Origin of the sequence: Sphingobacterium sp. UDSM-2020, assembly GCF_016132525.1 — a bacterium.
GTDB lineage: Bacteria > Bacteroidota > Bacteroidia > Sphingobacteriales > Sphingobacteriaceae > Sphingobacterium > Sphingobacterium anhuiense.
On record NZ_CP066166.1, the window covers coordinates 5966248 to 5984349 of the forward strand.

The following is an 18102-nucleotide window of genomic DNA, read 5'->3' on the forward strand; positions in this document are numbered from 1 at the left end:
ACATGAAATATCTTGGTTTCTGTTATTTTGTAGTACCTTAAACTCTTCCAAGGGGCTATTTTAATTTGAATCCCTTTGGTAACAATAAATTGTTCACTACATGAATCGGCCCATTTAGGGTATTGATATCTGTTTCGATAATCTGTACAGGATCCCGACCACTTTCTTTTATCGTCATGAATAACAATCCTTTGGAAGTGGTAAACGCAAAAGGATTCTTATATGCATATTCCACAGGTGCAGTTCCACCAATATTGACATTATAATCTTGTAAGAAGTCTGCAGTCAAATCATTACTAAAAAACACCGTACTATTGGAGTATGGGAGTCCATAACCAGGATCCTTGATGGCATAAAAACGTCCCCAATCACGATGATAATTCACAATACTATCTAGTGGATAACCACCGATCGGTTGAAACTCCCACTCATCAAAATGCACATTGCCACGAATTTCATTGAATTGAAGCATCTCGGTTACAGATTTAAATCCTGCTTGCTTAAAGGCCGCATCTGTAGGCACAAACCAAGTCGAAATGGTGATATTAGGATCAGCATAATCGGGATTTGGAGTTGGCCCAATGCGCCATTTTTTTGTATAAGGCTCACGTGCATCAGGAAAATTCTGCCAAAATTCTTCATGTGACATTTTATATCCAAATAAAGGCTCCATTTGAGTCACCATCGTTTCCGCAAATGTATCGTCGGAAAGTCGTTGCAATTCAAGAAACATCGTAAAACGCCCATCCTGTTCCAATGCTTCCAATACCGTTTTTGTTGGTTTGTTAACGGTTTGTTCTAAAAAATAAATTGCACCATTGCGTGCCGGTTGATACTTCACTTTTCCCGCCTTTTTTCCATTGATCAACAACTGTTCATCACGTAAAGCCAGGTAATGTTTGTAATAGTATGGATCATACCTTTGACCGAGACCAGATCCGACTCCACCTTCATAAAAAGGAACCCTTAAAGCTGGATTCATCAGCATACTTTTTACAGGTAAACTATTTTCTCGGAGTTCATCTCTCGCTATCATGCCCAACACGGTATAAAATAGCATCATACTATCTACATCCGCCTTCGGCATCAGTGCTAGCTTCGACTCGGTCAAACCTGCGGCAGTCATCGCAGCATTGTCGGGAACCAACAAAGTATAGGTTGTATTCACCCCTTTTTCCTTGATTTTTTCGTCCATACTGCTCCTTTTCCAAGCCGTATAAAACAATGTCGCATCCGGATTTTCACCTAACAATTCAGTAACAGTCTCGTTCGCCTCAGGTTTATAGGGTATCTGCTCGCCTTCCGTTGCAGGCATAAACTCCGTTTTTTTACAGGCGGAAAATAACAGCATCATCAGCATTCCTATCAATGCCAGCTTATATATTGTATTCATTTGTTGCGTTTTCATCAGCATAATTTGTCATATTATTTAATTGCTTGATCTGGTCTTACCAACCCCCGATTCAGGTCGTGCACCACTCCATTGCGACAGAGGTAATCCATCTTAGCACTGATCCCATAAGACACTTCCGCAATGATCGGTGCCATAACACTATGATCTGCACGTAAGCGAAGAAAATAACTCAATATAAAACTTGGATATGCTTCCCCTCCAGAAAAGCTCATCTCATGTAGATTATTTTTTAAGTTATAGGTATAAATTCCGCTTGAATTGATGACAGATAAAACTTTGGAATCGGACACAAAAAAGTGCTTATCATATAAGATGTAAGCTCCAAAAAGAACATCTGCACGGTAATTTTCCGGACTTAACCCCTGTAATGATTCCGATGTAATCCCTACTTCTGCTAAGGCCTCATTGGTAGGTGCAAAGATTGTGAAAGGACCATCAGTTGCGAGTTGATCCCATAATCCAAACTTTTTAAGTCCGCTTACAAATACACTGTATTCGGATCGAGCTGCTAACCAAGCTTGAATATGTGTATCAAAATGCGGTTTCATCATTTTATCTAAAACATACAGAACACCGTTCGCTAAAACTACATCTTTACGGGTTGCTTTTGCTCCGCTAAAAAAAAGTTCATTCATAGGTGTACCACCATTTGGTCCTACCGAACCAAGCGAAGTATATAAAGAAGTTCCAGCTAGTGTAGCATAGCGTACATCAACTCCATTTGAGGGAATATCACGCAGCAACATACGGCGCGGAAGGATATGATATTGAATCACTTTTTTTAAACTGTCCAGATCAATCTTATCAAAATCTGAAGGTCTAAATATCCCTAATTCATTAAATGCTTTATCAGTAGGAACCAAAACAGTATAGGGTCCCTTTTCATTTAACGTTCCCGTCAATCCCACTTTTTCCAGTGCAGCACTGAATAAGGTCATTTCATAATTATTCTTAATAAAATCCGAGGCCGGACGTAAGTTCTCATTGGGTACGACCACCGTTAAATCAGGATGTTCACAAGAAAAAAGGAAAAATGAAAGTATTAACAGAACATACTGCTGTACCTTATTACACCGTTTATCGATTATCTTATAGCTCATATTTAAAATCTCCTATCTAACTGTTAGTAAATTGGTGGGGCATATTTTCGTTGAATAGTGGTCAAATAAATTCGGCCATTTACTACCTCTAATGTGTTTACTGTTGCAAATGTCTGCGGATTATGGGTGCCAGAATGTACGTTGACTAATAGATTGGGCAATTGTGTGCCGTTGTCAGATCCCCCCAAGAATACTTTTCCATTCTTCAGACAATTCACCGATGCCCAATTTCCTCCAGTAGCAATTTCACCAGAAAAAAACGGATTATTGGTGATATCCATTCCTGGTGCAAAGAAATCAAACCGTTGCCATATATCTGTCTGAATACCGTTGCTTTTACTACTCGCCCAAAGCGGAAAACTCAAGTAAGGGCTTACCGTAGCGTTTGTATTATTACGCGTCAATCGTGTTAAAAATTTACCCTTATAACCAGATACGGTTGGCGCCTGAACAAACGGATTATCTTGGCTTTCATACAATGAAAGAAAAATATTCGTCTCGTCTTTAATGCCATTCTTAAAACTTCGCAGCAAATAATCATCATCCTTCAAACTGAGATCTGCATCAACAAACCCCTTGGCACTCATATTATAAAAATTGACATAAACCAAAGAATCAGAAAGTGGTAACTTATGAAAATTCTCTTGACGTAAGAGTATTCCATGTTCTTTGGATATAAAATCTTTTTGTAGTAAATGCAGCGTATACACCTCTTTACTTGCCAGATTAATGACCGTATCGATTAAAATATCAGTTTTAAGCTGGCTTTCTAATTCAAAAAATGGAATGCTGTTCTTTGGCCTATAAGCGAAAATTATGTGTAGTTCTCCAGACGGAACTTGAGCCCAACTACTTAAATCAAATCCATTTAAAACAGGACCTACCAATACATTTTCTTTTCCCGGATATTCTGGGTTATCAACTGTTGTGCTATTTCCAATATGTGATGGATAAGGTGGAGCATATGCTGCCCTTTTATCTAGAAAGTCACCAACAATCTCGGCGCCGGTTATTGCTCCCTCTGCACCAAACGTAGGATTGATCAACATGCAGAAATAAGGAACTTTATCATCTTTACTTCCTAAAGTTTGCACATAATTGAGGTTATTGAACACCCGTAGATAGGCAGGTTCTGTAATGGCTGTATAATCCACCTTGGCACAACCTGTAAATAGCGAAACACACAGCAACAACAGCGCTAAGTAAATCGTTAATCGTTGATTTTTCATATAAATATTATTTAAAATAATGGTCAGTAAAGAAGGTCTTTACCTTCCATTATCGGGTATGTTTAACTAAAATCATTCTTGCTTTATCTTTCGCACTCACATTCTTTGAACTCTTGCCAATAAGCGCAACCGTATACACGCCAGCTTCTTGTACCGGTGCGGGTCGTCCTGGTTTCTCATAAAGTTTTTTATTGGCGATAAAAGCTTCATGTGTCAGTACATCAATATCGTTTGCCCAGGTGCCAGGAACGACGTCTGGCGTAGAACGATAGACCATAAATTCAAAAGGATTATAGATCGTCCGATATCCAATATAAGGTCTGTCCAACTTCGCAATTCCCGGTTGAAGATTTTCTACCGCATCACGATTATCGAAAGTCATCGCAGGAGACTGTCCGTTGCCCGCTGTAAAAGTCACATATGGGTTTCCTACAGATAAGTTTAAGAAGCGTTTGGGAAAATAAAATTGATATTGTAAATGGGCTAAACTTGCATCATCCTGAGCTCCTGTATACACTGAGCCACTTAAATCATTAGCAACAAGTAGCAATTTTGCCTGACCATCTTGTTCGGGATAAAGCCAAATGGTGTAATTTTGTGCAGGTTGCAACGCTTGATCTAAAGACGCCAATACCTTACCTGATGCATCCAAGGCTTCAATAACATGCGTTCCTTGAATCAGACTGAGATAATTACTGGCCTGACCAAAAGTCAAAGGATCGGCTAGCGGTTTCCCATCAATACGAAAACGAACTGACTGTCCTGTTAGCGCATTAGCTGCTTGAATACGGAAATAAGTCCGATTAGCTGGAGCTGTTACATCGTTAAGCACCTGAAAAGCATTTTGATAATAAGATGAAGTGTTATCGATTTCGTCTACATGGTAATTAAATTCTCTGGGAGCAACGATTATTGTATACACACCACCTGGTTGATAGGTCTTGACAGGAGCATAATGCAAATTGCTATTGCTCGAGTGATTGATAGCGATTGTTGATGTTACTGGATGAAGGACAGTGTATTCATAAGTATCTGCTCCTACAGCTGGAAGTTGTCTCCCATCCTGTAGCAATAACCTAAACTGATAAGTGCCATATGGCAGTTCAATATAAGGAGAACTTACTGTACTCGTGTTTACATTATTTGTTTGCGTATGAACTAGAGTACCGTCTGCATAAGCCAGCGATACCGCACCTGTAAGATTTTCCTGCATTCCCAATAAACCCATTGTCTGATGCTTAATATTACCGCCCAAATTCACAATTCGAATTTTGAAATGATCCGGTTTTGAGGGAGACGAGACGCCACGTGGCACGGAGACAATATCCGGCTGGCCATCCATAAAAATGGAAGGCATCAGGAAATAATCCATCGGTTTGTTATAATCATTGGCTGCCTGAAAAGTGATATCCGGATATAAAGTCATTTGATAGTTACGCGCAGCCAGCGTAAGCTTTACCTGATCTTGTTGATTAAAAAGATCCTGCGGGATAATCCAGCTTTTACCTAAGCGCCCATCTATTGGAAAATAAGATGTGCCGGGATACTGATCGCTATCTGGAGCATCTGGACGACGTACTATGAAATTTGTTAAACTATCTTTACCTGAAATAACTTGGTTATATCCTGCAATGTTTATAATACGTACATTTGATAGTTCGCGGTTTTCCGTAACTGCCCGATTATCATCCCCTATTTCTATTTTTTCTTTCTTACAGGCCATAAACATTAAAGAAATTAAAAAAATTGCCCCATAAGTGCGGAGGTTACCGACGAAGCACAACCAATAAGCGCGCATCGCATGATCGCGTTTGTCCTGTTTAAAGTCTAATTTTTGATATCGCATGACTACAATAAATTATAAGTAAAGCCTACCATGATTTCAGCACCGCGTTTATAACTTCGGTTGATGTACTCATTACCGTACCATTTACCTCCTGTTTGCGGATTAGCATAAACAGTTTTAATGGCTGGGTTCATGATATTTTTGGCATAGCCCTTAAAAAGAATTCTTCTATTAATACGTTGACTAAATACGAAGTCCAAATAAGGAACTGGTTGCGTATAAAGGTCTGGTTCACCTGTTAGATTGATTTGAACCAATCGTTCTCCGACCATATTAAAAGTCATGGTTAAATCTGTTCCTGATTTATCGTTATCATAATTTAACCAGGCATTGATCGAATAGGGAGCTTGTTCAAATAAAGGGCTGTTTCTGGGTGAATGCCGATCTAGGGAGCGATTGGCTTCATAACGTGCTGCTGATTTCTGGATCTCGCTCTGCGCAAGCATCAGGTTAGAACCTAAAAAGAAATTACGTAAAGGATCCGTTAATGTTCCTAAATTTTTAACCACTTCAAACTCCACCCCCCAGACTTTACCGACATTAACATCATTCTGGAACTGTATGGTCGGAAATTCCGGATAAGTAGCTGCCAATCCTTGAGTTTCAAGGTTAAACACCTTGACCAGCTGATTTTCAATACGCTTACCAAAAGCAGAAACGGCAATAACCTCACCCTTTGCCGGAAACCATTCCCATCTAAAATCTGCATTTTGTGTATATTGATTTTTTAGATTTGGGTTTCCAACGACTAATCCCATCTGAAAAGCATCGAATTCGAACACGTTTGTTATTTCCCGAAGCTCTGGTCTAGCCAAGGTAGTATTGACAGCGCCTCTAAAATTCATATTATCGTTTAATGTAAACGTCGCATTCAACGAGTAAAAAGGTTTATAACCTGTTTTATATACTGAATTGGGATCAATCGGATTTAACGGTATTGGAGCTTCTCCATTAGCGCCCGTGGTCAATGAAGGATCCAGAAAGACGTCAGCTGTATCTACCGTAGAACCAATATTGGTCATCTCAAATCGTATACCGCCTGCCATTCGGAACCGATCCGTTAATTTTAGATCAAGCATACCGTAGAGGGCATTCGTTTCAAAATAACCTGTATAATTATTGGGTGATTTCTGACTGTTATACAAAAATCCACCAATAGGCATCATTCCTTCACCCTGCTCTGCTTTTGGTATTTTCACCCCAATGATCTCATTACTGACCAGACGGTTCAGATTACCTTCTACATCATAGAGCGGTAATGCTTTATTAGCGGTAAAATTCGATCCTGGCAAAAACAGCTGGTTTTCTGTAAAATCCCGATCCCGAAATAGATAGTTTACACCCGATTTAAACTCTTGCTTCTGACCTAATAAGCGGAAAGGAATGCTGATATCAGCTTTATAATTGTAATTCTGTTCTGTTAGATTTCGCCATCTCCTTCCATTCGGTTCCGCCTGCATGATACCATAAGTACCAAATCCATTTACATAACCAGAAGTTAGGGCATACAAATGTTTACTATAGACATATTCAAGACCACCATTAGTAGCACCGACAACTGGCCGTTTATAATAACCGCCATCACGTGGTATATAATCAGCTAAGCTCGCAAATCGAAAATCGGGATCATTCTGTTTGGATCTTGAACTCGCCACATTGTAACTTAAACGAGGAGAAAGATCTCCTTTTAAGAATTTATGCTCGCCTTGTAAATTGAAGGTATTTAAATTTCTGAAAGTTTGTTTTAGCGAGTATGTGGTACTTCTCACCTCTCCAGGTAAGCCTGTATACTCATATCGTCCAGCGAGCTGGGTTGATTTGGTTTCACCACCCCAGCTCCCAAGATATTGCATACTGATTTCATGCTGAGGATTAAACCGATATGTTAATCCTGCCAGCGTTCCATAATTCAATGTTTCTGTCCCTGTATTTTCCTTATAAGTTTGATATTTACCCATATACAAACTATTAGGTGTAATATAATTTGGAATATTGCGAACACTGTACACATCCGGGTTACCGGTCACTACCCCTTGATAAATACTATATTGTGTCAAGTCACCTCCACTTATATCGGTCGTTCTTTTATAATAATTCCCACCTAATATAACTCCCAGCTTATGCTTTTTATTAAACAGATCATAACTATTTCCAAAGGTGGCCGAATACAGTTGGTTCAATGGGGCCTTTTTATAGGTACTGGTCATCACAGGATCAAATCCCTGCATAATGCCATTAATTCTTCCCACTTCTTGATATGCATTGTTGCTATAATTACTGTTGGCAATCATATTGTGGATTGATGATAAGCCTGCCGGATATTCTTTAGCAAGATTTAAGAAATCAGTTGACAGATTTTTATTATTGATTTTTGTGCCCAAAAATCCCATGTCACTATTCCAGAAACTGTTGTACTTCCCGCCCATTCCGATATTAGAATTTAAACCTGTCTGAGCAATCACCTCAAAAGTCATCCTATCGGGCACAGACTTTGTTTTCAATTCTACAATTCCGGAGGCCGCATCTGCTGGTTTATCAGGAGTGACCGTTTTATAAATAGTGATATTATCCAGTAAGGAAGCTGGCACTAAATCTAGAGGGATAGAACTGCGATCAGGATCGGATGAGGCCAAACGTACCCCGTTCAGCTGTCCAATGACCGATCGGTCACCAAGACCACGCACAGCAACGTACTTATCATCCGTAACCGTAACTCCAGTAACCCGTTGCAAAGCCTGAGTAGTTGTAATACTTCCTGTACGTTCTATTAATTCCGCTGAAATAGCATCTTGAACAATAGACGCACGTTTCCGCTCTTCTAGAACAGCAACTTCAGTATTCGCTTTTCTTCGTGCTTGTACCCGAACTTCAACTTCGTCTAATGCTGTTGAAGCTGAGCGCAACTGAACAATAAGATTACGTTCAGCGACATGAATAGATAGTTCACGTGATTGATACCCCAATAAGGTGAATACAAATACATTTATACTTTTTGGAACCGCAATAATAAAATTACCAGAAGCATCTGTGGTAGCACCCAAAGAAAGGCCTTTTATCCGAATGGTTACACCAGCAAGCGCAGCTTTACTATTTACATCTTGGACCCGTCCGGTGATCGTTAATTGCTGTTCTTCTAGTGTGGATTTGATCCCTGCGCTTTCTGTTGCTTCGGTAACAACCACTAACTTATTTTTAATGACAAAGCGAAAGGGCAGTTCAGAAAAACAGGCCAATAACGCTTGTTCAATCGAAGCATCCTTTAGATTAATACTGATAGGTTTAGTTTTCTTAAATAATTCAGTATCATAAAAAAAGTCATACTGACTTTGTTTTCTGAACTCCTGCAAAATGGATGGTATGTTGCTATTTTGTTTATTCAGTGTAATGCGCTGTCCGAAAGTAGACGCACTGACCTGAACCAACAAGCAAGTCATTAACATCATGGTGATTTTCATAACACGCATGCATTGATAAAAATTCATATGTATTTATTGTCCTTTAACAAGACTATATAGCAGATTCATAACAGGTGTTTAACCAATGTAAATGAATATTTTATATATTTGTTGTCGTTAATATTAATTGATGATTTTGTTCGCACAACGTTATCGATCAGCTTAACTACTTGCCAGAGGTGTTACGAGCACCTTTGGCCTTTTTTGTTCAAGCGGATCCAGTATTAGAGTGGTATTAGTCCGTCACGATAATCCTCCTTTCCGTCAATTTCACTTTTGCTTTTCCTGTTATTTCAACCATATCCATTATGGAGGTTAAAGGCTGAGAACGGGATACAATTCCATCAAATTTGAGCTTCCCCAAATGTGGTGGACATACGATATCGACATCGTACCAACGCGAAACTTTGCGTAGTATACTTGCTAATGATTCACTTTTAAAAATAAAATCCCCCGCTGTCCACGCCACCTGTTGCTCTACATCTGCCGCACTCACAACAAGGTGTTTATCTAAGAATGACTGCTGTCCAGGACGCAACAGAACCGTTTCGCCGTTTAAAGAAGACGTTACGCGCACACTTCCCTCAAGAAGTGTTGTAACTATTCCCGGTTCATCGGGATATGAATTCACATTAAAATGCGTGCCCAAAACCTGTATCTCCTGATCTGCAGTTTCAACATAAAAAGGTATGCGTTCCGTACGTCCATGAAGACGCTTTTCCAGCTTGGCGATTTCAAAATATACTTCACCAGTCATTTTTACCCTTCGTTCATTATTTTCAAAATGTATTGGGTAATGTAGCGATGACGAAGCATTCAACCAAGCCTTTGAGCCGTCGGGCAAGATTAGTCTATATTGTCCTCCTTTAGGTGTAGAGATAGTATTTGAGGCCGTTTGATTTTGGATTTCCGATCCGGAAGCACTGTAAATCAGCTGTCCATTTTTTGTTTTCTCCACGCGGACACCACCTTCTAAAGCCAAGGTCCCCACTGCAACCTCATCTAGTGAGATCGTAGATCCATCTGCCAATGTCAATAAAGCTTTATCTTCTCCGGGTATCACAATGCTTTGCTTGTTGTGGTCAGATTTAAGCAACAATGATTGGCGTAAAATCAGGTAAGATATGGAACAGATCAGCAATAGTGAAGCTGCAATCTTTAACCACGGCGAAATGCGAAAACCTTTATCCGGTTTCTTATTTTTTTTAGTGATCCGCTCTTTAAGGCGAAGATAATTATCTTCAGCGGTAGTTACGGCGACATGATGAGCCATAGGCTGCACTAGCCTTCTCTGTTCTTCTACTTTTTTACGGTACTGTGGGTGGTCTTGAAGCCACTGTTCCCACTTAGCAACATCCTGAGCCGGGTATCCTTTACAATAGTTAATGAAGCTCTCATCTGCTAACAACGCTTTCAGATTCAGTTCTTCCATGTCTTATTTTTCTTCATTTGATCAATAGAGCATGGACTATGCTTTTTTCACTACTGATTTTCTAAAAAAAATAAAAAAAATGTTGAAAGTGCACCAATGGCTATTTTAAGAAAGGTTTCTTGTTCTGCAGTCAAAAGATTTCGTAATTTATCGACAGACTTATAAATAGTATTGTAGACGGTATTGATCGAAATGTCATTTGCAACAGCAATTTCATGATAGGACAATCCAAGGTAAAATTTCTGATAGATCAATAGCCGTTGTTTCTCACCCAGTTCAGCTACCTTTTCTTTGACAAAGCGCCCCACCTCATCTTCCGTATAACGTTGTATATAACCATCTTCGACAGAAGGTATTTCACAGTTTTCTAATAAAGTGGCCATAGTAGGAATCAATTCGTATTTCTTTGCATCACCACGGAATAGTTGACGTAAAAAAATGGTAATAATGTAATTGTGCTGATTCTTTATCGTACTATTTTTTATCCGGTTTTCCCATAAATAAAGAAACACATCGTTAATGGTATCTTGGATAACATCCATAGCAAAACCACGTTTGGTACCCACATAGCTGAGATAATGATGATAATATTCGTAAATTTGATAAAATGCTTCTTCACATTCTTCTACAACAAATGTATTCCAGTGTTCTTTCAGGTCGTGACGTTTTATAAGAGGCATAAATTCAAGATAATACGGTTAACTATTCTTTACAAAGAAATAGAACGCATATTAACAGAGCATTAATTATAAATAACCAAATCATGTCATATTTATCATCAACATTACAACCTGTCATCTACTAGCCTCAACCTTTGATCATATGATAGATCTAAAAAATCTGAACACTTAATTAAACAATAGATTATTTGAATTGAAGTTTAATTTGTCAATAATTTCCAGGTAAGTCTCTCATTTATTTCTTTACTTTCAATCACAAACTAAATGCAACTATATTGCATTTGATGTATTTGTTTTATATATTTGCTTTCGTATTACATTAAGAAAACAGATCATATATGATACCTCAAACATTTGAACAATGGAAAACCTGTTTGGTGAATGATTGCAAGATACCTCTAACGAAAGAATTTGCAAGAACTAGACTTGCGGTGTACCAAAACCTAGATAAGTCGGAAACAAAAAAATTCATCCGTCTATATGGCCATCACCACCATCAAAATATCATCAGCTGGTTCATAAAAATAGTTGATGAGTCGATTTAGCTTGAGATCACGAATGCCCTTGGTACGCTACTTCCTTAAATAGTATTATCCGTACGATTTTTATATCAAACATTAAAGAATTAAAGACATGCACACAGAAACATCCTTATCATCCCCTGATGTGAACATCAGCAAGAAACTTCCTGTTACCGTATTAAGCGGTTTTCTTGGAGCCGGAAAGACGACCTTACTTAACCATATTTTGCATAATAAGGAGGGATTGAAGGTTGCGGTGATCGTCAACGATATGAGCGAGGTGAATGTGGACGCGCGCCTGGTTGAAAATGAACACACATTATCACGCACTGAAGAAAAATTAGTTGAAATGAGCAACGGATGTATCTGCTGTACTTTACGTAAAGATCTCATGATTGAGGTCGAAAAACTTGCCAATGAAGGACGATTTGATTATCTATTGATTGAGAGCACGGGTATCAGCGAACCTATTCCAGTAGCGCAGACTTTTTCCTATGTTGATGAAGAGCATGGCATAGACCTGTCTCGCTTCAGCTACATCGATACGATGGTGACAGTGGTGGATTGCTTTAACTTTTTCAAAGATTTTGGAACCAATGAATTGCTAAAGGATAGAAATCTAACGGATATGCAAGGTGACGAGCGAACTATTGTTAATCTGCTAACCGATCAGATCGAATTTGCTAATGTCATCATCTTGAATAAAACAGATCTAGTAGAAACCAGAACAGTTAATCTTTTAAAAGCTGCGATACAAAAATTAAATCCAGGAGCTAAAATTATACCTTCTATTTTTGGTAAAGTGAGTCCCAAAGCTATATTAAATACCAAACTTTTCAATTTTGATGAAGCTCAAACTTCGGCAGGATGGCAAAAGGAGTTGGAATCTGAACACCATATTCCCGAAACAGAAGAGTATGGGATTAGCTCTTTTGTATTCAGAAATCAAAAACCGTTTCATCCTGAACGGTTCTGGAATTATTTAAACCATCACTATCCCTCCGGTATTATTCGTGCCAAAGGTCTTTTCTGGCTAGCTTCTCGTCGCGATGAAGCATTAAATTTTTCTCAGGCAGGCGGCTCTTCGCGCCTAGAGACAGCTGGCGTCTGGTGGATCAGTATGTCCTACTTCGAACGAATACAATTTGAAAGTTATGTAGCTAACAAAGACTATATTGAAGGCCGTTGGAGTAAGCAATGGGGAGATCGAATAAATGAGCTGGTCTTTATCGGACAAGACATAAACGAAAAAAAAATAGTAATGGATTTGGAAAAGTGTCTACTCCAAGATGATGAGTTCTATCTCTTTGAGAATAATGTTAGATTTGAAGATCCTTTTCCAATACATTTATAAAATAGAGAAGAATAGTTAAAAATAAAATGGTAGTCTAAGCACACACCATTTTACTTTTTTATCTTCCATCTGAAATTATTTCTTTAATCGTAAAATTTAAATAATATTATTCGTTACTTTTTTTATTTTACAATCTGAATAGATAAAATAATGACGATGTCATTCAAGTACAGCAATAAAGTTGTACTTGAATCAAAAAAATGGCAAGATAACAAATCATATTGTCATTGAGGATCCTGTTATGATCGAGTACCTTTGTCTTAATCGATATGCAAATTACGTAGAGACATGGATAAGAAAAATATTGCCATTTTAATATTACCAGATGTACAATTATTGGATGTAGCGGGCCCCACTGATGTCTTTCATACGGCCAATGAAATTGTAAAAAAAGCAGGATATGACGCACCCTATCAGCTTCATTACCTCTCGGCATTAAAAACTGAAACTGTTATATCAAACTCAGGTATCAAGCTCCAATGCGATTCAAGCATTTTCAATATGACAACACCTATCGATACCTTGATCATTGCTGGCACGCATCCCAATTTATTTGAAAATCTTGATAAAACGGTCTATACATGGCTCAACCAGATATATCCACGGGTAAATCGTCTAGCTTCGATCTGTGTCGGCACATTTCTAATGGCCAAAAGCGGTCTACTGAAAAATAAAACAGTGACCACACACTGGAGATATGCTGGCATGCTTAAAAGTATGTATCCTGAAATTCATGTTGACGCCAGATCTATTTTTTTAAAGGATGGCAATATCTATAGTTCTGGCGGGATCACTTCTGGAATTAATCTGGCATTGCAATTAGTCGAAGAAGATCTGGGGCGGGATATAACCATACAGGTTGCCAAACATCTGGTGTTTGGAGTGTACAGACTCTCGGATCAATCACTCTTTTCTGAAGAATTACCTGCGGTTGAAGATATGAGTGAACTTGTTCAAAAAGTTTATCACTATGCTAATGCACATATTGAAGAAACATTAAATCTTGAACAACTAGCATTCGCAGTAAACATGAGCCCACGCAATTTCTCCCGTGTCTTTAAGAAAGAATCGTCTTTACCCCCGGGACAATTTATTGAAAAAATACGTCTGGAAAAAGCAAAGCAGTTACTCGCTTATACTGCTGACACCTTAACAATCATCAGTGTTCAATGTGGCTACCATCAGATCAGCTCCTTAAACAAACTATTCTATAAATACTATAAAATTAGTGCACTGCAGTATCGAATAACATTTCAACATTAATTCATATATAACTTTTTCACAGCATGAAGATTAACAAAGATAAAATAACTAAAAACATTGCATTTTTTGTTTTTGACCAGGTAGAAGTATTGGATCTAAACGGTCCATTAGATGTATTCGTTAAAGCAAATATTATTGTGCCGAATAGTTTTAACTGTTACACTGTTGCCTTGGATGCTGCACCTGTATTTTCAGAATCCAATACGATGCAAATTATTCCAAATTACACGATCGACAATTGTCCACAAGCTGATTTGATCATTGTACCAGGAGCATTTCCTGAAACAGTTATCAAATTATTCAAAGACGAACAGTTTGAATCCCGGTTAACAGCATGGATCACAACTCAAGCACAATCTGATACCGTAATTGTCAGTATATGTACAGGTGCGCTTTTACTTTCGAATACCAAGCTTTTAGATAGAAAAGCGATTACCAGTCACTTTATGATAACAGATCTTCTACAGGAACTAAATCCGAACAGTAAAGTTGTGACAGGACCTCGTTACATTGATGAAGGGAATTTAGTAACAACTGCAGGAATCACGGCAGGTATAGATGCAGCGCTATATATGGTAACGGATATCCTTGGAAAAGATGTAGCGCAGCAGATTATTGAAATATTTGAGTATAAATCAGATTTACAAATTCATTAACCTTACCTACCGAGATTCCATACCGTCTAAGATTGAAAATTTAGTCTTAAGATATCTCTGTACCTATCCATTCCTTCTTAGATCAATTAAAATGATAGCAATTAAAGGATTGCTCAATCCCTTTAAACGCTTATTCTGTGGATTTTACTTTCAGTTTTTGAAGGCTAATTCGCTTATTTTTAAAATCACTTCATGATACTATGAAGTGATTTTACTTATCACAAAACCTTCTGATTGTCTTTTTTAAAGTGTTCGTAGCTGCTATATCCAATTTCTTGATCGATAAAAAAACACATTCCATCGGCCGATTCTACCTTTTCATCGGTAGAAATTTCATCAAATGCTGCATTCACATACTTTTAAAGAAAAATTAAAAGATATGTCACTATTAACACCTCTCATTTGGATCTCATTCATGCTACCTTTAATCGCTATTGCATATGCAAAATCGAAAAAAGTAAACTCAAAATTTTTAATCTTTTTCATCGTTTATTTTTTAGCAGACTGCTACATTCAACATTTTAGCAGACAATATTTTAGTCTTGATGCGATTGGACTAAAATTTTCATGGATTGGTAAAATCTTAAGTTTATTGTTATCGCTGATCATCATTTTCTCGGTAAATAACACTCATCGTGAGCAGATCGGCTTCACCTCGAAAAGTAACGCAAAGAAACAGGTGAAATTCGGTATATTCATATTCCTTGGATTCTTACTTTTTGATTTGATTTTCAAATTTATCTTATTTCCTAAAGGAGCTAATTTTGATTTAGAAACTTTTGCTTTTCAGGCGACCATGCCAGGCTTAACCGAAGAATTGGCCTTTAGAGGCATTTGCTTTTGGCTTCTTGACCAAACATTTCAGCCCCAATGGAATATCAAAGGCATCTCATTTGGCTGGGGATTTATTATCGTGACCCTGCTATTCAGTGTTGCACATGGTATTGTGTTAACGGAAGATCATCAACTTAAATTTGATATCATAACCATCATCTACCTCACGCTGATATCTTCGTTAAGTGTGGGTTTGTTACGGAAATTTTCAGGCAATCTTGTTTACCCAGTAATAGGTCACAATATGATCAATGTATTAAATGCCTTGATCCGAATATTATAACTAAAAGATTGCTTAGAACGCGCAATGGATAAGTTAAGAAGCTTCAAATTAGTAATCAATATTACCCGAGTCATCCGTCTTTTTAAACAAAAACTAGCTTTATAACTCGTTCAAAAAACTATATTTGGTTGATCATTTAAACAAACAACATGTCGCAGGATACGAGAATTTTCTCTAGTTATTTAACAAGTAAAATAGCTGAATTTGATTTTGATAGTTTATACAGCAAAACCAGTCGAATTTTACTTCATGTCTGCATGTGGTTCACATTTTCGATCTTATTGCTGTTGAGCTACATACTTGCATATAAACTCTCTTTTTTCAATGCTACCATCCTAACCATTAGGATGACAAGCGTTAATATGCTCGTTTTCTATCTGTTCTTTTATGTCTTACTTCCCAAGATTTTATCCGGTAGCAAGAATAAGATCATTTTACTTCTAGTCATTAGTTTGCCGATATTGTTATTTATCTGGATTGCTACCACCTATTTTTTCTCCCTATTCTACCATTCGCTGGGCTTTGAAATAGAAAATGGAGAACTAAAGAATGCTATTAAGATGAGTGCCGATCAGAAGTTCGTACAAGCCGTATCTTTAAAACGTATGATTTCACAAGCATTCATTGTCATTTCAATTCTATCGCCTTTCTTTTTTGTCAAAATTCTATTTGAAATTTCAAAATTATACAGTAAAACTTTAAAAATTCAAAATGAAAAAGCTTCACTAGAAATTGAGAATATCAATATTGAAAAAAACTTTTTAAAAGCCCAGCTAAATCCTCATTTCCTATTCAATACTTTAAATAATCTATACGGTCTTGCGATTAAAAAAGATCCAGCTACGCCAGAGGTGATTGTAAATCTTTCGGATATTATGAGTTATACCCTTTATGAGTCCAACACGGAAAAAGTATCCTTGCAGAAAGAATTGGAATTTATAAAAAACTATGGTGAACTCGAAAAAATGCGATACCCGGTAGATAAAAAGATCCAATTTGATCTTCCTGAAGAAAGTGCATTATTAGGGTTATACATCGCTCCTCTCTTAACATTTACATGTATTGAAAATGCTTTTAAGTACGGTCTTAAAAATAATAAAGAACAGTTTATATATTTGACGATAAAAGTAAAGGATCATCATTTTTACTTTCATCTTGAGAATGATGTTGAAGACTTTGTTTCGACAAAAAACTTTGGTGGTATCGGTCTATCTAATTTACAAAAGAGACTTCAATTGTTATACCCCAATAAACACGAACTCAAAATGGAGCATTTGGAAAATAAATTTATCGTCAACTTAAAAATAGATTTAGCAACTCATGGATAAATTCACCTGTATCGTCACCGATGATGAACCACTTGGTAGAGAAATTATAGAATCTTTTGTAAAAGAAATACCCTTCCTTACACTTGTCTGCTCATTTGGAGATCCTGTCGAAGCGTTGCTGTACTTACAAAACAATATTGTTGACATCATGTTTAGCGATATCCAGATGCCGAAAATAAACGGCATGGAGTTGGTAAATGCCTTGGTCAATCCACCTGTTATTATTTTTATTACCGCACATCGTGATTTCGCATTGGATAGTTTTGATGCTGGGGTAACAGATTACTTAGTTAAGCCCGTTCGATTCGATCGTTTTTTAAAAGCAGTAAATAGAGCTAAAGAAAGTGTATTAGCCGTTAAAACTCCAAAGATACAAGAGGCAAGACCTGATCGTATATTTATAAAATCAGAAGGAAGATTAGTGAAAATTTTATTGCACGAAATCCTGTATATTGAATCCCAGGGAGATTATCTAAAAATCGTTGTATACGAGAAAACATATACCACGCAAGCTACGCTCAAATCCATGGAAGAAATCCTTGATAAGCAACTATTTTTTCGTATTCAGCGGTCGTTTATCCTCAACATAGAAGCTGTAAAAACAGTTACCGGAAATATGATCGAGTTAACCAATGGCAAATCAATAGCGATCGCTGTCAACAAAAAGGAGGAGTTTTTCACCTTATTGGGCATCAAATAAAACAGAT

Annotated in this window: 13 protein-coding genes; 6 read left to right on the plus strand and 7 right to left on the minus strand. The window is 37.5% G+C overall.

All coding sequences use genetic code 11. The annotated features are described in order from the left end of the window. Positions 1 to 55 precede the first annotated feature (55 nt). The 7 genes from JAZ75_RS25305 to JAZ75_RS25335 form a co-directional block, all read right to left on the minus strand. The gene (locus tag JAZ75_RS25305; RefSeq protein WP_208699379.1) at positions 56 to 1393 is read right to left on the minus strand and encodes a fasciclin domain-containing protein; all 1338 of its coding nucleotides are present in this window, start codon (positions 1391 to 1393) and stop codon (positions 56 to 58) included. Positions 1394 to 1425: 32 nt separating this feature from the next. Next, positions 1426 to 2514, minus strand: a complete 1089-nt coding sequence (locus JAZ75_RS25310) for a fasciclin domain-containing protein (protein ID WP_208699381.1) — start codon at positions 2512 to 2514, stop codon at positions 1426 to 1428. Between the two features lie 23 nt (positions 2515 to 2537). Beyond that, entirely contained in the window at positions 2538 to 3743 is a 1206-nt protein-coding gene (locus JAZ75_RS25315; protein ID WP_208699383.1) for a hypothetical protein, read from the minus strand. 49 nt (positions 3744 to 3792) lie between these two features. Next, on the minus strand, positions 3793 to 5589 hold the full coding sequence (locus JAZ75_RS25320) for a DUF4397 domain-containing protein (RefSeq protein ID WP_208699385.1): 1797 nt from the start codon (positions 5587 to 5589) through the stop codon (positions 3793 to 3795). A gap of 2 nt (positions 5590 to 5591) precedes the next feature. Further along, positions 5592 to 9071 (minus strand): TonB-dependent receptor, encoded by a 3480-nt coding sequence (locus tag JAZ75_RS25325; RefSeq protein WP_232789319.1) that lies wholly within the window; start codon positions 9069 to 9071, stop codon positions 5592 to 5594. 208 nt (positions 9072 to 9279) lie between these two features. Further along, on the minus strand, positions 9280 to 10476 hold the full coding sequence (locus tag JAZ75_RS25330; RefSeq protein WP_208699387.1) for a FecR family protein: 1197 nt from the start codon (positions 10474 to 10476) through the stop codon (positions 9280 to 9282). Positions 10477 to 10526: 50 nt separating this feature from the next. Beyond that, positions 10527 to 11156 (minus strand): RNA polymerase sigma factor, encoded by a 630-nt coding sequence (locus JAZ75_RS25335; RefSeq protein ID WP_208699389.1) that lies wholly within the window; start codon positions 11154 to 11156, stop codon positions 10527 to 10529. A gap of 633 nt (positions 11157 to 11789) precedes the next feature. On the opposite strand from JAZ75_RS25335, the gene JAZ75_RS25340 reads away from it, so the two are divergent. The 6 genes from JAZ75_RS25340 to JAZ75_RS25365 all read left to right on the plus strand — a co-directional run bounded on the left by JAZ75_RS25340 (position 11790) and on the right by JAZ75_RS25365 (position 18095). Continuing rightward, a complete protein-coding gene (locus JAZ75_RS25340; RefSeq protein ID WP_208699391.1) occupies positions 11790 to 13031 on the plus strand; it encodes a GTP-binding protein in 1242 nt (413 codons plus the stop codon). Positions 13032 to 13319: 288 nt separating this feature from the next. Next, positions 13320 to 14294, plus strand: a complete 975-nt coding sequence (locus JAZ75_RS25345; protein ID WP_208699393.1) for a GlxA family transcriptional regulator — start codon at positions 13320 to 13322, stop codon at positions 14292 to 14294. Between the two features lie 23 nt (positions 14295 to 14317). Next, positions 14318 to 14950, plus strand: a complete 633-nt coding sequence (locus JAZ75_RS25350) for a DJ-1/PfpI family protein (RefSeq protein WP_208699395.1) — start codon at positions 14318 to 14320, stop codon at positions 14948 to 14950. Between the two features lie 379 nt (positions 14951 to 15329). Then, a complete protein-coding gene (locus JAZ75_RS25355) occupies positions 15330 to 16067 on the plus strand; it encodes a type II CAAX prenyl endopeptidase Rce1 family protein (RefSeq protein WP_208699397.1) in 738 nt (245 codons plus the stop codon). 149 nt (positions 16068 to 16216) lie between these two features. Then, positions 16217 to 17395 (plus strand): sensor histidine kinase, encoded by a 1179-nt coding sequence (locus JAZ75_RS25360; RefSeq protein ID WP_208699399.1) that lies wholly within the window; start codon positions 16217 to 16219, stop codon positions 17393 to 17395. Beyond that, a complete protein-coding gene (locus JAZ75_RS25365) occupies positions 17388 to 18095 on the plus strand; it encodes a LytR/AlgR family response regulator transcription factor (protein WP_208699401.1) in 708 nt (235 codons plus the stop codon). The genes JAZ75_RS25360 and JAZ75_RS25365 overlap by 8 nt, the downstream gene beginning before the upstream one ends. Positions 18096 to 18102: the final 7 nt, after the last annotated feature.